This is a genomic window from Caballeronia arationis (assembly GCF_001544975.2).
In the GTDB taxonomy this organism is placed as follows: Bacteria; Pseudomonadota; Gammaproteobacteria; order Burkholderiales; family Burkholderiaceae; genus Caballeronia; species Caballeronia arationis.
Genome location: NZ_FCOG02000072.1, coordinates 15,199 through 31,428 on the forward strand (window position 1 = coordinate 15,199; position 16,230 = coordinate 31,428).

Annotated in this window: 9 protein-coding genes; all 9 read left to right on the forward strand. The window is 70.2% G+C overall.

The annotated features are described in order from the left end of the window. Positions 1–9: 9 nt before the first annotated feature. On the forward strand, positions 10–789 hold the full coding sequence (locus AWB81_RS28880; protein WP_062640006.1) for a hypothetical protein: 780 nt from the start codon (positions 10–12) through the stop codon (positions 787–789). Next, complete coding sequence (locus AWB81_RS28885; RefSeq protein ID WP_062640008.1) at positions 779–1,174, forward strand: gp25 family contractile injection system sheath assembly initiator; 396 nt, start codon at positions 779–781, stop codon at positions 1,172–1,174. Before AWB81_RS28880 ends, AWB81_RS28885 begins: the two co-directional genes overlap by 11 nt. An 18-nt stretch (positions 1,175–1,192) precedes the next feature. After that, on the forward strand, positions 1,193–3,178 hold the full coding sequence (locus tag AWB81_RS28890) for a putative baseplate assembly protein (protein WP_062640011.1): 1,986 nt from the start codon (positions 1,193–1,195) through the stop codon (positions 3,176–3,178). Between the two features lie 7 nt (positions 3,179–3,185). Continuing rightward, the gene (locus tag AWB81_RS28900) at positions 3,186–5,447 is read left to right on the forward strand and encodes a phage tail protein (RefSeq protein ID WP_062640013.1); all 2,262 of its coding nucleotides are present in this window, start codon (positions 3,186–3,188) and stop codon (positions 5,445–5,447) included. A gap of 20 nt (positions 5,448–5,467) precedes the next feature. After that, on the forward strand, positions 5,468–8,083 hold the full coding sequence (locus AWB81_RS28905) for a hypothetical protein (protein WP_062640015.1): 2,616 nt from the start codon (positions 5,468–5,470) through the stop codon (positions 8,081–8,083). Between the two features lie 19 nt (positions 8,084–8,102). Then, positions 8,103–10,100, forward strand: a complete 1,998-nt coding sequence (locus AWB81_RS28910) for a hypothetical protein (protein WP_062640017.1) — start codon at positions 8,103–8,105, stop codon at positions 10,098–10,100. A gap of 3 nt (positions 10,101–10,103) precedes the next feature. Beyond that, a complete protein-coding gene (locus AWB81_RS28915; protein ID WP_062640018.1) occupies positions 10,104–12,398 on the forward strand; it encodes a hypothetical protein in 2,295 nt (764 codons plus the stop codon). Between the two features lie 24 nt (positions 12,399–12,422). Next, positions 12,423–14,279: a hypothetical protein gene (locus tag AWB81_RS45880; RefSeq protein WP_062640020.1), complete on the forward strand. Its 1,857-nt coding sequence runs from the start codon at positions 12,423–12,425 to the stop codon at positions 14,277–14,279. Beyond that, a partial coding sequence (locus tag AWB81_RS47055) for an AAA family ATPase (RefSeq protein WP_062640023.1) occupies positions 14,279–16,230 on the forward strand: 1,952 nt, incomplete at its 3' end. The genes AWB81_RS45880 and AWB81_RS47055, both read left to right, overlap by 1 nt.

Genomic DNA, 16,230 nt, shown 5'->3' on the forward strand with positions numbered 1-16,230 from the left:
GACCCGACCATGCCGACCCAGACCATCGACATTCCGCTGCCCGAATCGCTCACGAAAGCGTTGCAGACGCCGGTGTGCATCCCGTTGCCGAAGCCGGGCAGCGTGGAGATCACACTGCCTTTCGGCGGCGCGACGATCAAGGCCTTCAACGACATCAGCAAGGGCATCCCCGACGATTGCTCGCTCTCGTTCTCGCTCGCGCTGCAGATCGCGCCGCTCCTCGCAAACATGAAATGCCTGATCGAGGCGCTGAAGGTGATCGGGCCGCTCATCGACACCATCAAGGCGCTCGCGACGCTCGATCCCTTCAAGATCGCGAGCGCGATGGAAAAGCTGCTGCCGGCGGTCGTGCCGCTCGTCGAATGCATCACGAAGTTCTTTGTCGGCGTGCCGTTTTTCCTGCGGGATCTGCTCGCGCTGATCGCCAAGCTCTTGCGCTGCATCGTCGCGCAGTTGCGCAGCATCCTCAACGTCATGAGCGGCCTCGCGCTGCAGATCACCTCGGCCAAGAGCGAGGGAAACACGGAACTGCTCGCGACCCTCGAGTGCGCGCAACGCAATGCGGAGACTTCCGCCCAGCATTCGATGTCGGCTATCGAGCCGATCATGGTGCTGCTGTCGCTCGCCGAGCCGCTGTTCGGCCTTGCCGGCGTGGACCCGATCAAGACGCCGCAGATCGGTTCGGATTCGAGCCTCGAAGGGCTGCAGTCGGTGATCGATGTGCTCGATGAAATCGCCAAGACGCTGCAACTCGTCGCCGAAGGCCTGGGAGCCCCTCATGCAAGCTGACTTTCTCGGTACCGGCCTGCGCTTCCCGCTGCAAGTGACGCCGCAGGGCCGGCTCGCGCTTGCGAGCGGCGACCGGCGCGTGGAGGAATCGATCGCACTGATCCTCGGCACCCGGCTCGGCGAGCGCGTGATGCAGCCGAACTTCGGCTGCTCGATCCACGATCTGGTGTTCGCGCCCAACAACGCCGCGACGCACACGCGCGCGATCGACGCCGTGCGGCGCGCGCTCGTCCTGCTCGAGCCGCGCATCGACGTGCTCGAAGTGTCGGCCCAGAGCGCGCCCGCCGAGCCGAACCTGCTGTTGTTGCGCGTCGACTACCGGCAGCGCGCGAACAACGCGATAGGCAATCTCGTCTATCCGTTCTTCCTGCTCGAACCGGCTTGAGCGCGCGGAGCCGATCCCATGCCACTCCTCGACAACCTGCCCGTGATCGACGACCGGCGCTACTCCGATCTGGTCGCAGAGGCGCGCACGCGGATTCCGCGCTACGCGCCCGAATGGACCGATCTCAACGACAACGAGCCGGGCATGGCGGTCGTGCAATTGCTGGCGTGGCTTGCCGAAATGCTGATTTACCGGCTCGGGCAGGTGCCGCTCCTGAACACGATCAAGTTCCTGGAATTGCTCGGCATCGAACTCACTCCCGCCCAGCCGGCGAGCGCCGAGGTCAGCTTCGCGGTGCTGCCCACCTGGCCGGAGCCGACGGTAATCGTGCCGCTGCACACGCAGGTCGCGGCCGACGTGCCCGGCGCCGATACGCCCCTTGTGTTCGAAACCGAGCGCGCGCTCATCGCGCTTGCCGCGCGGCTCGACGGGGTACAACTCGACAGCGGGTTCCAGCACACGGACGTGAGCACCGTCAACGCCGACGCGCGCGACGGCTTCGCGCCCTTTGGCAGTACGGCGCGCATCGGGGCGGCCCTGATGCTCGGCTTCGACTCGACGCTCGACTTCCCGGCCACGCAACTGGACCTGATGATCTGGACGAGGCCACCGGCGAAGGGCTCGGTACTCTTCGTCGCGAGCGGTGCGGCCACGCCGCCGCCGGCTGTGTTCGCGTGGGAGTACTGGAACGGCAAGGAATGGATCGCGCTCGATTCGCTCAAGGACGAGACCGCGGCCTTCACGCGCAGCGGTCATGTGCTGCTGCAGACGCCCGCCCCCGACGACGTCGACGGCCCGCTGCAACGCGCGGTGCTCGGCAACTTCACGGCTCCGCGCTACTGGATTCGCGCGCGGCTCGTCTCGGGCGCGTACCAGATCGCGCCCATGCTGCTCGCCGCACGCATCAATACCGTGGCCGTCCTCAACGCCCAGACCGTCGACGCCGAAGTGCTCGGCCGCGCGACCGGTCTCGACGACCAGGTCTTCACGCTCGCGAACCGGCCGGTGCTCGCCGGCACGCTCGATCTCGCGATCGATGAAGGCCGCGGCGAAGAGGCGTGGACGGAAGTGCCGGATTTCTTCGCCTCGGGCCCCGACGACCGGCACTACGTGCTCGACCGTTCCACCGGCGAGGTGCGCTTCGGCCGCGGCGCCCGGTTGCGAGTGCCGATCGCCAATCCGAATCAGCCGGCCAACGTCATCGCGCGCAGCTATCGCTTCGGCGGCGGCACGGCCGGCAACGTCGCGGCCGGGCGCATCGCCGACCTGCGCGAACCCGTGGCGGGCATCGATGCCGATGGCGTCGTGAACCTGCTCGCGGCCGATGGCGGCGCCGACGAGGAAACGCTCGACGCGGCGCAGACGCGCGCCCAGCAGACGCTCAAGAGCCACGAGCGCGCCGTGACCGCAGGCGATTTCGAGCTGCACGCGCTTGAGGCGGGCGGCGTGGCGCGGGCGAAGGCGCTGCCGCTCTACCATCCGCAATTCGAGGGCATCGCCGTGCCGGGCGTCGTCAGCGTGATAGTCGTTCCGCAGGCAGCCACCGCCGATCCGCTCGACGACCCGGCGCCGGTGCCGACCGAAGCCACGCTGCGCAACGTGTGCGCGGTGCTGGACCCGCGCCGCCTCGCGACGACCGAACTCTACGCGATCGCTCCGCGCTATCGCGAAGTTGCCGTCAGCGCGAAGTTGACGGTGAAGGCCGACAGCGACCTCGCCAGCGTCAAGCAGCAGGCGCTCGCGCTGCTCCAGCGCTATCTGCATCCGCTCGTGGGCGGCGAGGACGCGAGCGCCACCGAAAACGGCAGCGGCTGGCCCTTCGGCGGTGACATCTATTACGCCTCCATCGTCCAGCGCCTCCTGCTGCCCGGCGTGCGCCGCGTGAGCGACGTGCTCTTCACGATCGACAGCGAGCCCATGCCGCCCTGCAGCGACGTGACGATCGAACCGCTCGCGCTCGTCAAAAGCGGCGCGCATCGCATCACCGTCCAATACGAAGCGTGAACACGCCATGAACGCCTCCTTCCTGCCTCCCGTCGCCCGCCCGCCGCACGACCCGCTTCGCATGGCGCTGGACGCGCGCCTCGGCTGGCGCGCCGGTTCGCTCGCCGGCGTGAGCCACGACGTCGCCGCGGGCCCGGACGGCATGCTTGCCTTGCAGCCGGTGCCCGGCAGTGGCCGAACGCTCGCTGAAGCGAGCGGCGCGTTTGGCGGACTAACGCTGCCGCGTCACGCGGCGTGGCTGCCAGACGGCCGGATACTCCTTTTCGATGCAGCGGGCGTTCGGCTGCGCGTGTTCGATCCGTGCGCCTGCGCGTTCGTGCCGTTCGCGTGCGTCGGCGCGGGCGATCCGCGCCTGCCGCCCGGCGTGGCGGGCATCGCGGTGATCGGCCAGCAGTTGTTCCTTTGTGTCCCCGGGGCGCACCGGGTCATCGTGCTCGACGTCGGCACCGGCGCCACGCGCGGCGTGTGGAACGCGCCGGACGCGCTGCACGCGCCCGGCCGGCCGGCGCACGGCGCCCGTGGCGAAGCCGCCGTCACCGCATGGATGCCTAGCGCTTGCGCGGGCCTCGCGCACGGGCTGGTCGCGGTAGCCGATCCCGCCAACGGAGGCGTCCATCTGTGTTCGCGCAGTGGCCGCAGCCTGCGCTTCATCGGCGGCCTCGGCGCCGTCGACGCACTGGCCGTCGATTGCGCGGGCCGCCTGTACGTGCGCAGCGCCGGTGCGAGCGCAGTGACGATCGTGGACGTGATGCCCGGCCGAGTGTCAGGACACGCTACGCTCCCGGAAGAGGTCGCGGCCTGTTTCGGGCGCTTGCTCGTGCATGTGTTCGCCGACGGCGCGATCGACCTCGGGCCGCTTTGCGAGACAGCGCCCGGCGAGCCGCTCATCGTCGATACGAGCGGCAACCCGCTGCCGTCCGGCCATGCGGACGCCGCGCTGGCTTATACGGCGAGCGGCGTCTGGATCAGCGCGCCGCTCGACAGTGCAATAGCCGCCTGCGTGTGGGATCGCATCGTGCTCACGGCTCGCCTGCCGGCCGGCACCGGCATCGACATCGCGACGCGCAGCGCCGGCACGCTGCTCACCGACGACGAACTCGCCGATCCGCAGCAGTGGCGCCGCGCGGGCCTATGGCGTGCCGGCACCGGCAGCGCGAACGTGCCGGCTGTGTGCGCCGTCTCCGACTACCTGCTGCAATCGCCGCCCGGCCGCTATCTGTGGCTCAGGCTCACGCTCAGCGGCGATACGCATGCGACGCCCGGCATCGGCTGTGTGCAGCTCGATTTTCCGCGCGTGAGCCTGCGCCGCTATCTGCCGGCGGTATTCGGCACCGACCCGGTCGCCGCCGAATTCACTGACCGCTGGCTCGCCATCTTCGACCGCGGCCTGCGCGAGATCGAAACGCAGATCGACGAGCAGGCGCGCCTGTTCGGCCCGATGTCGGCGCCGGCCGCGCCCGACGTGCCCGCGCGCCGCGACTTCCTGAAGCTGCTCGCGGCGTGGGTCGGCGTGACGCTCGTCGCGTCCTGGCCGCTCGCCCGCAAGCGCCGCTTCGTCATGCAGATGCCGCGGCTCTACCCGTGGCGCGGCACGCTCGGCGGGCTGCGCGCCGCCCTGCACGCGTTCCTCGGGCTCGATCTCCTCGACGGATGCAGCCCGCCGCAGGCAGGCTGCGTGCCTTGCGTCGTACGCGAACGGGGCAACGCCGGCCTGATGCGCAACTGGCGCGCGCCGCGCCTGCTGCTCGAACACTTCCAGTTGCGGCGCTGGATCGCGCTCGACCGCGCGCGACTCTCCGACGCGGCACGCCTCTGGGGCGAGCGCATCGTCAACCGCAGCCGGCTCGAAAGCGATCTCGACCTCGCGCGCACCGGACGCAGCGATGGCGCGCAACTGGGCGTGACGCAGCTGAATACGTCGCAGGACCCGGAGCGCGACCCGTTTTACGTGACCGCGCACCGCCTTTCGGTGTTCGTGCCCGCCGCCTGCGCGCGCACGCCGGGCCTGGCGCGCGCGCTCGCACAGTTCATCGAGGCCGAAAAGCCCGCGCATGTAGATGCGCAGCTCGTGCTCGTCGAGCCGCGCTTTCGCGTCGGCGTGCAGGCGATGCTGGGGCTCGACGCCGTGATCGGCGTGCGAACCGCGCCGGTCACGCTCGACAGCGCGCGCCTCGGCCGCGCCACCGTGCTCGCCGGAGGCGGCGGTCCGCCGCAACCGCCGCGTCACGCGGGCGCGACGCGCATCGGCATGACGACGATCGTGAAGTAGATGCCAACAGCGAGACGACCATGGGCCATTCAGACCATCACTCCCTCAACGGACGCTGCGCAACCTGCGGCTCGACATTGCACGCGGCGTGTCCGCCGTGCGAAACGCATACGCCGCTGCGCAATCACTACTTCTTCGGCAAGCTGATGGACGTGCCCGACTTCGACGTCGAGCAGGCGTACGTCGTCGAGAAGTTCAAGCGGCACCACGCGCGCCTGCATGGTGCGGGTGTCGTCTGCGGGCTTGAGGTCGTGCAGCATCCGAACCCGGCCTGCCGCGACCGTTACGTGATCGTCAGGCCCGGCTCGGCACTCGATTGCTGCGGCGACGAGATCCTGGTTCTCGACGACGAAACCGTCGAGCTGCAATGCTTTCCCGCCGTCAAGGCGCTGAGCGCGACGCCCGCCGCGGCGGGCAACGCGAGCCCGGCCCACGTGCTCCAGCTCTGCATTCGCTACCGCGAATGCCCGACCGAGGAGGTGCCGGTCCTCTACGACGAATGCGGCTGCGACGACACGCGCTGCGCGCCGAACCGCATCCTGGAAACATACGAATTCGACGTCCTTGTCGACCCGGTGTTGCCCGCGCCCGCGATTCCGAACGCACCGGTCGTGGCCTGGAATGCCACCATCGCGCTCGCCGGGGCGCAGGCGCTCGCATCGGATCGCGCGACGCTGCGGCTCTACGCGGTCGCGGACCCGCAGCCGAGCGGCGGCCTGATTCAGCAATACCAGATCGCGACACTGGCACCGCTCGCGCCACGCACCTTCACCACGCGCGTGCTCGGCATCGCGCTCGACGCCGACGCGAAGCGCCTGTTCGCGGCAGTGGCGGGCGCCACCGCCGCCGACCCGGCGCAGCTGCACACGATCGACACGACGACGGCGACCGCCTTTTCCAGTGGCGCGACCCAGCCCGTCGATATCCCGGCGAGCGCCGGCGCAAGCAGCGTCCAGCTTGCGGCAGTACCCGGCGGCGGCCTCGCGAGCATCGCCGTGACGGCGGGCGCCACGCCGGCCGCCGTGCAGATCTGGGACACGAGCGCGGCCACGCCGGGCGTCATCGTCGCGCGCGCCGCGAGCGCGCTCAGCGCGCTCGTCGGCGCCGCTTTCGGCAGCGACGGCCGCCTGTATGCCGCCGCGCCGAACGGCAGCATCGCGCATTTCGATCCGGCGGTCGACGGCCTCGATCCGAAGTCGATCGCGGTGGCTTCGAACGACGTCGTCGGCTTCACGCTCGGCACGAGCACCGGGCCCGACGTGCTCGTCTGGATCGAAGGCGCGGGCAAGCTGATCCAGCAGGCCAAGCTCGACGGCAGCGGCGCGAAAAGCGCGCCGCTCGCCGACACCCCGGCCGCGCTCGTGCTCGGCGACGGCGCGCGCACTGCCTTCGTGCTCACGCAGGGCACAACGAACGAAAGCGTGCAGAGCGTCGACTTGCATCGCCTCGCGCTCGGCGAGACGCCGGTGCTCGGGCCGGCGCTCGCGACAGGCGCGAACGCGACGACCGCCAGCACCGGTATCGGCCGCTCCCTCATCGCGCTCGACGACAAGCTCTTCGCGAGCTATCTCGACGGCGTGGCCGTGCTGGGCATAGACGCAGCGGACTGCGGCGCGACGCTCGGCCCGCACGGCTGCCCGCAATGCGCGAGCGCCGATTGCATCGTGCTCGCCACCGTCAACGGCTACCAGCCGGGCTTCGCGCTCGACGATCCGTTGGTGCCGCCGTCCGATCCGATGACGGACAGCGCGGCGCAGATCGCCCGCATCGACAATCTGCTCGGCCGCGTCGTCGTGCCGAGTGTGGCCGACCTGGCCGCCGCCGTGACATGCCTGCTCGAACGGGGCGAAGGCGGCGTGGGTCCGCAAGGCCCGCCGGGACAGGACGGCAAGCCGGGCGGGCCCGGCGCCCCAGGCGCGGGCATCGACGCCGTCACGGCGCAGTTCGTGCCCTGCAACCAGCCGGGCTCGGCGACGCTCTCCGGCAGCACGCTGGACCTCGTCATCCCGAAGGGTTGCGACGGCGAGCCCGGCGCGGGCCTCGACTGGGACCTGCCGCACATCTGCTCGTTCAACTGGATACACGGCGACATGAACCAGAAGCCGCCGCAGGGAAAGCTGGCGCTGATCGTCGCGTTCGACACCGACGTGACCCCCGAAGACCTCGACACGAAGTCGATCCATGTCCAGCTCCGCACGCCGGACGAAAAATTCGGCAACCTGCTCCAGTGCTGGTGCGACCTGGACCTCGACTCGGAGCGCGTCGGCACGATCACGCCCGGCAGGCTCAAGGAGAGCTGCGTTCCCGCCAGCGGCTTTTCGCCGCTGCAGCCGGGCGAGATGGCGACTGCTGTCGAGATCGCGCTGCCGGGCTTGCCGAAGATCGCCAGCTCCATTGACGGGCCGGTCGCGCTGCGCGTGCTCATCAATGGCGATTTCATACGCGGCGTCCATCACAAGAGCAAGCAACTGCGCGCGCTCGACGCCGATCATCTGCCGAAACTCGATCCGCCCTCGCCGCCCGGGGCGCCGCAGCCCGGCGTCGCGCCCACGTGGATGCAGTCCGGCGACCACCGCTTCACGGGCGACGGCATCGAAGGCGGAACGTTCGAGAGCATTTTCGGATTGGCAAGGTAGGCGAGACGGGAGCACCGCGATGAACAGCATCACTGACCTCTACCGCCAGCGCCAGCGCCAGGCCGCGAGCGTGGCGTCCTGCGCGCCGCCGCCTCTTGTCTGCACGACTTGCGGCATGCTCGAGTGCGTGTGCCGGCCGCGCTTTTTCGCGGGCCAGCTACTCAACGCCGACGACCTCAACCGGCTCGATGCGTACATTCGGGCAAAAAACCGGCTGCACAATCGCCAGTTGCACGGCTGGGGCGTGGTCAACGGGCTCGAAGTGACGTGCAATCCGTGCGGCGCCGGCGTCACCGTCAGTTGTGGCTATGCGCTCAGCCCGTGCGGGGAGGACATCGTCGTCTGCGATGCGACGCAGGTCGATGTCTGCACGCTGATCCAGCGCTGCAAGGACGCGGAACGCCTGCTTGCGCCGTGCGATCCGCCCAGCCAGTACGTGCCCGGCAAAACCCAGGGTCCGTGCGACGCGGCCGAAGAAGACTGGGTACTGGCGATCCGCTATGCCGAGGCCCCCGCGCGCGGTATCAAGCCCCTGTACAGTTCGAGCGCCGCGAGTTGCGGCTGCGGCTGCGGCGGCAACGGAGGAAGCGGCTGCACGTGCAAGTCGGGAGGTGTCGCCAGCGGCTGCGGCTGCGCTTCGACAGGCGCACGCTCGGGCAGCACCGCCCGCGCACCGCGTGGGGCGAGCGCACAGTGCGAAGCAACGGTCATCTGCGAGGGCTTCGAGTTCGAGGTGTATCGTGTGCCGCCCGAAGGCTCCAGTGATCAGAGGCCGAGCGCCGCCGATTCGCCCTTGCTGCAACGTTTCGAATGCTGCGTGCAGGATCTGGTCAGCAAGACCCCGCAGGCGCCCGCACAAGGAGACGCGCACGCGTTCTATCTATGGGCGCTGCGCGTCAAGGACTTCCTGCTGCGCTACTTGCAGGGCAGGCCGGGCTATCAGTGCGAGCTGATCGCGCGCCTGCAGACGCTCGCAATTCCCGATCCGGCGAACGGCAACAACGCCGCAGCGTTCCAGCAGGCGTTGCAGGTGCTGTTCGTCGTCTATGTCGATGCGCTGCTCGCCTGCCTGTGCGCGGCGCTCCTGCCGCCCTGCCCCGAGCCGAGCCAGGACCAGCGCGTGCCGCTCGCCGTGCTTCACGTCAGCAACAGTCCGTGCAGCGTGCTGCGCGTGTGCAACTGGAGCACCCGCCGCAAATTCGCGACGACGTTCCCCGCCCTGCAATACTGGCTTTCCGTCACGCCAGTCATGCGCAACGTGCGCAAGCTGCTCGAACAGCTTTGCTGCTTCGACCTCGCCGACCTCTTAGCGAATGAGCGTGCGACCGAAGCCGCGAACCAGCGCACAACGCGCATGTTTACCACCGATCTCGCCGCGACGGGCGCCAGCGGCACAGCCGCGGACGCAACCGCCTCGGGCGGCACGACAGCAGGCGGCACGACAGCAGGCAACACGCTGCAGGAGCGCATGCTGCTGCGGCTGAACCCCGCGCTCGCCGATCCCGCGCCGGTCCACGACGCCTCGGCGCTCATAGCGCAAACACTCTTCAGCAATCGCGCCGCGCTCACGCCGCAGGCCATCGCGGGGTCGCTGCTCGGCGCGGCCACGCTGCAGCGCGAAAGCGCGGACCGGCTCTCGACGCTCGAAGCCGCGCAGTTGCCGCAGTTCCTGATGCTGCAACAGCTCGTCAAGCCCGTCAGCGATGCAGCGAGCGGCGCGGTCATTCAGCACATGATCGCGGCGAGCCTGTTCGGCGGCACGTCCGCGGCGAGCGGCGCCACAAATGGCGCGGCGGCGAGCGGCGCCACAAATGGCGCGGCGGCGAGCAGCGCCGCCACGAGCGCCGCCGAAGCCGCGGCCGCCAGCGAACCGCCCCCCGCCGCCCTCGACGCGCTGCGCAAGGAGCTCGACGCGCTCAAGGCGCAAGTCGATTCGCAATCGAAGTTGATCGCGAAACTGCAACCGACGCCTCCCAAAGGCGCAAAGCCCGTCGCGCCCAAACGCGACAAGAGGTAAGTCATGGATACCGTATTCGCGGAACGCCCGCATTTCTTCGAAGGCCAGTATCTCGGCGCCGACGACTTGCAGACCCTGCTCGCCTATCTGCGAGAGCAGGCGCGGCGCTACCGGCTCGGCGCGCATACCTGGGGAATCGTCACCGGTATCGAGATCGCGAGCCGCACCGCCTCCGACGGCAGCGTCGAACTGTTCCTCACGCCGGGCATCGCGGTCGACGGATACGGGCGCCTGATGGCCGTGCTGTCGCCGTTCAAGCTCGACGCCGGACTGTTCGCGGCGCAGCCGTCCGGACTGGTGAACGTCTGGCTGCGCTACGCCGAGGCATCGGCGGGCGGCGTGCGGCCGGGATTCGAAACCTGCGACGCCGTCGATGCGTTCACGCGCGTGAGCGAATCGGTTTCCGTGGAGGTCGGACTTCGCAACAACGTCAACCAGCGCGAGAGCGGCGTGACTGTTGACGACACGAACTTCACCGACGCCCGCGACGCGCCCGGCCAGTTCCTGCCCGACGACGCCCCCGTGCCGGGCGGCCCGCTCGCGCCCGACGGCTCGGTCGCGGCGCAGCTCTTTCCGAACGACGACGAACCGGGCCGCTGGCTGATTCCGGTCGGGCGCGTCGCCTGGCTGCAAGGCAATCCCGGCAGCCTCGGCGCTTTCGACGAACCGACCGCCATCCAGTCGACGCTGTTCCGGCGCCAGGCGGGTCTCGTCGCGGAGTCGATCATCGCGGCAAACGGGCTGCTGCGCCTGCGCACGCGGTGGCTGGAACGCGAAACCGGCAAGTCCAACGACGAAATCGTCCAGCGCCTCGCACTCGCCGAGCGCGACCTGCAAACGTGCCACGGCCGCATCGAACCGACCGAACCGATCTGGCTCGAAGAAGCCACGCGGATGACAGGCGACCTGCGGATGTTCGGCAAGCGTGTCGAATGGCAGGCGGCGGACGGCACCGACTACCGCAGCAAGGGCGTGGCGTTCGCCCTGCGCCGCCGGGCGGACGTGAACCCGCTCAAGGGACAGGACCTGCAGTTGCTGATCGGCGCGGCGGTGGACGGCCCGAACCGGTTCGTCATCGGCAGCGCGGTTTTGCAGGCCGCGCAGACCGATCCGTGCCAGCTCGAATTCGATTTCACCGACGGCGTCGTCGTCCAGGACGACGCCAAGGTCGGCATCGGCACGGGCGCGAGCGCGCTCACCGAGCCGCTCACGATCCGCCCGCTCGGCGCCACGGGGGAAGTCGTCGGATTGCAGAGCACCGACGGCAAGAGCCTCGCCTGGCGCATCAATTACGGGCCGGCCGGCAACGGCTTCAACGTCACGCACGGCGACCCCGCCACGAGCGACGTGTTCATCGACGCGGCCGGCAACGTCGGCATCGGCACGGCCACGCCGGGCGCGCGCCTCGACGTGCTGCCGCCGCCCGTAACGCAAGGCAATCCGCTCGGCGGCAACAAGTGGCTCCAACTCGGCCCGGGCGACGATTCGGGGCGCGTCTGGTGGCAGTACGGCAGCCAGCTGGCGCCGCTCGCCGTCATGAGCGACAAGGACGACCCTTCGCGCCTGCAGTTCCAGCAGACGGGCGCGGGCAGTGAAAGCGCGCCGCAATTCCAGAGCTGGATCGGCCATGCGCGCAGCCTGTCCAGCGATATCGCGATGTTCGGCGGCAACGTCGGCATCGGCACCTTCACGCCGAACCGCAATCTGCATGTCGAGCCGAGCGAGATCCATTGCGGCGGCGGCGGCGGCGGCTTTTCGTTCGCCAACCGCGATACCGGCGCGTTCGTCGAGCAGCCGGGCGCCGGCGAGCGCTGGGTCTGGTACGCGGCCGGCGGCGCGGCGCGGCTGTGGTCGGGCAACGACAAGCTCGGCGTCACGCCCGCGGGCAATCTCGGCATCGGCACGATCACGCCGGCCGAGCGGCTCGATGTCCGGGGCAACATCAAGCTCGGCGCAACCGGCAGCGACTTCGCCGTCGGCGGACTCGACAATCTCCGGCTCGTCGCGGGCGGCGTGCCAGCGGCGAATTCCGCCTCCGGCGCGGGCTGGAACGCGGTGCACGTGGGCCTTGCCGATTCGGGCGCCTATCACGTGAACTTCTCGCCGTCGTTCGCCGCGTCGCCTGTCGTGACCGTAACGCTCGTCGATCCGCCGAACGACGACAACGTCATCTGCGTGCGCAACGTCACGGCCGCGGGCTTCGACGTGCAAAGCCGGGACATCGACCCGTCAGCCTCCGCCGGCACGACCCCGCAGGATTGCGCCTTCCATTTCATCGCCGTCGGCGCGCGGCCCTGAACGCCGGCCGGGCAAGGACGAGCGATGAACGCCCCGACCCTCGCGATCGAACTCTGGCGCAACGAGATCCGCGTGGCGCGCGATCATCCCGCGCCGCACGCGGTCGAGGCGCAGGTGGACGCCATCACGCGCGCCGTTCAGGCCGAACTGGCGCTCGCGGTCGAACCCTATCTGGAACGCCACCGCGGCGAGGTCTTTCTGATCCGCTCGCTGGAGATCGAACTGGATCTCGACCTGGCCTGCGACACGACGCTGGCGGCACGCGCGCTGGCGCGGCGCGTCACGCGGCGGCTCGTCGAAAGCATCGAATCGACTGAGCCGCAAGTGCTGCGATTCGCGTCGCAGGCGGCTTATGCGGCGCGCTTCGTAGTCGATCTGGCGGCAGGCCGCGCATGGGGCTGCTGGTATTACGCCGCCTTCGACGGCTTGCGGATGCTGCCGACAGCCGCCGCGATCCGCACCGTCCTGACGTTCGATGACGGCGTGGCGACGCTCGCCGCCATCGCGCCGGAGCAATGGCCAGCGCTTCTCGATGCGCTCGACGATACGGAACTGCGGCGGGTCCTCGACGAACTGCCCGTCGGCGCTCCGTGCGACGGCACGGCGGCGCCCGGCGAAGCCCTTCTCGATGCCGTGCGCGACGAGCGGTTTCGCGGCATCGACCGCACGCCGGCCCTCGCACTCGCGCTCGCGGCTTCGTGCGCGCGCGCGGGTGCGGCGCTCGATGCGTACGCGCTGGCGGCCGCCGAAGTCGTCGCGCTGGCCGTCCAGGCGCATCGGCGCGGCGAGCACGCGCTTTTCGATGCGCTGACCGGCAGGCCGGGCGCGGCGGAGCCGCCGCTCTCCCGCGACGCCGCCGGCGCGCGCGTCTTCGTTCATCTGAGCGGCGTGGACGGGCGCAGCCTGCGCGCGCTCGCGCAGGCTGCGCGCGCGGCACTCGATGGCGGCGCATCGGCGGCGGCCGAGGCAGCGTGCGCGGAAAGCACGCCTGTCGCGCACGTGAGTTGCGCCCCGGGTCTCGTGATCCTTCTCGACGAGCTCGCGGCGCTTTTCACCGGCGCTGCGGGCCTCGACTCCGCCTGCCTGCTCGCCGTGCTCGCGTGCGCGGCGGGACCGGAACACGCCGCGCCGGTCTGGCATGACGCGGCGTGGCGCGCGGTGCTGGGCGTCGACGCACGGTTCACATGGGAGGCCTTCACCGCCCGCCTGCGCGACGACCCGCACGCGGCGCAGGCACGCGTCGCGCACGAAACCCACGCCGCCCGGCACTTGCGCGACACGACGTTGCACCTGCGGTTTCGCGAACCGCCGACCTCATGCGGCGCCCCGGAGACGGCGGCCATGCGGCCACGGATCGTCGTCGAAAGCGAGCGCTCGACAGGCATGTGGTGCGCGCTGACCCGCGTCGAGCCGCCCATCCGCGACGCCGCAACGGGTCTGCATCTTATGGCGGCGGACGAAGGGCCCGCCGAGCCGGCCTCGAACGGTGCGCCTCGCGACGGCCTCGCGGTCACGCTGCCGGCCGCGCGCCAGGCATTGCGTGACTGGCGCGCCCTCGATCATGCGCTGCTGCACGACGGCTGCCCGCCCGCCTGGCGGGCGGTCTTCATCGCATGCGCGCAATTCGCGTGGCGGCGCATCGCCCAGCGCGTGCCGGGCATGCGCGGCGCGAGCCTGCCCTACCTGCGCGCCAACCTGCTCGGCCGGCGCGGCAGCATGTCGTCCCCGGCAGCCGGACGCTGGCACTGGCAAGTCGTGCGGCCGCCTCTTCACGTCCTCATCGCGATGACCGGTATCGCGCGCGACATCCGGTTGCGCGGGCAATCCGAACGAAACGACGCGCGCTCGGACGAGATCCGCATCGACCTGGAGTGGATCTGATGTCCCGCTCCGACTCCGTCACCGCCGGACTGGAAATCGACCAGCAGCCCGCTCTGGCGTGGCTCGACTGCCTCATCGAGCGAGAAATCCTGCGGCTGCGGGCGCGCTACGAACTTTCGCTCGACGAGTTGCGGGGCATCTACATTTCCGACCAGCAAGTCGACGCGCTGCTGAGCACGCGGCTCGCCAACGGCAATGGCGACCCGGCCGCCGAGCTTGGCGCGCAGGCCCGGGCGCTCGCGCCCCGCATCGAACCCGACGGCCCGCTCGCCCGGCTCGGCGCGCGCCTCGGCATCGAAGACGCACAACTCGACATTATCCTGCTCGCGCTCGCGCCGGAACTCGACCTGCGCTACGAGGCGCTCTACGCCTACCTGAACAACGACGTCGCCCGCAAGCATCTGACGACCGATCTCGCGCTGCGTCTTTTGTCCGGCGCGCGGGCGGGCGCGCCGGCGCAGCGCCGCTGGTTCGCGCGCTGCGCGCCACTCACGGCGAGCGGCGCGCTCGAATGGCTCGACGATGCCACGCCCCGCTCCTCGCTGCAGCAGGGTTTCGTCCTGACGCCGCTGGTGGCGCAGGCGCTGACCGGCCAGCCGCTCGCAGATCCGCGCTGGGCGCCGAATCTCCACTGGCTGACGCCGGAAACCGCCGCGCACGTGAGCGCGGCGACGCGCGAGGCGCTCATGCAAGCGTCGAACGTGCGCGTGGCGTTGCTCGTCGGCGACGATTCGTGCGATCGCATCGCGGCCGCGCTGCACTGGGCGCACATGCACGACCGGGCGTCACTGCGCGTGCCGGTGTCCGCGCTCGCGGCGGAACGCGACATGGCATGCGTGCGCGGCGCGCTGCTCGCGGCGCGGCTCGCGTGCGCGCAAATCGTGATCGACGACGATAGTCCCGCCGACGCCGGGCACATCGAGCGCGCCGCCCATGCCCGGCCGCTCGCGCAGGCGCTGATCGATGCGCCCGCGCCCGTCGCGATCGCGACGAGTGCGCTCGGCACCTGGGCGCAGCGGCTCGCCGATCTGCCGTATGTGCGCGTCGAACTCGCGCTGCCGGACGTCGAGGAACGCCGCCGCCTGTGGCAGAGCGCCCTGCTCGCGAGCCAGGGGCCGCTAAAGCCGGCCGAAGCGTCGCGCGCGGCCGACGCGTGCTCGCTCCTTGCCCGGGCGCTCGCGCGACGCTTCGCGATCGGCCCGGCGCGCATCGCCGCCGTCGTCGCCTCGCTGATGCCGCCCGAACGCGACGCCATGCCAACTCCGGGCGAGCACCCCGCCGATACCGACTGCCTCGCGCGCGCCGGGCAACTCGCGGCGCAGGCGGGGCTGCGCGCGGACGAGGCGCTCGGGCGACTTGCGACGCGCGTCGTGCGCCAGCACGACTGGTCGCGAATCGTGCTGCCCGACAACACGCTCAGGCAACTCCACGAAATCGCGGACGCGATCGGGCAACGCGAACGTGTCTATCACGACTGGCGGATGCTCGAACGCACCGGACAAAGCGCCGGCCTGGCGATCCTGTTCACCGGATCGTCCGGTACCGGCAAGACGATGGCCGCCTCGGTCGTCGCGAACGCGGCGGGCCTCGACCTCTACCGGATCGACCTCGCCTCGGTGGTCTCGAAATACATCGGCGAGACGGAACAGAACCTCGATCGCATCTTCTCGGCGGCGCACGGCTCCAACGCGATCCTGCTGTTCGACGAAGCCGACGCGCTGATGGGCAAGCGCTCCGAAGTCAAGGACGCGCACGACCGCTACGCCAACCTCGAAGTCGCGTACCTGTTACAGAAACTCGAAGAGCACGACGGCGTGGCCATCCTCGCCAGCAACTTGCCGAAGAATCTGGATAGCGCGTTCACGCGCCGGATCCACTACACGCTCGAATTCGGCCGGCCGAACGCCCTGCTGCGCGAGCGCCTGTGGCGGGGCATGTTCGGCCCCGCCAC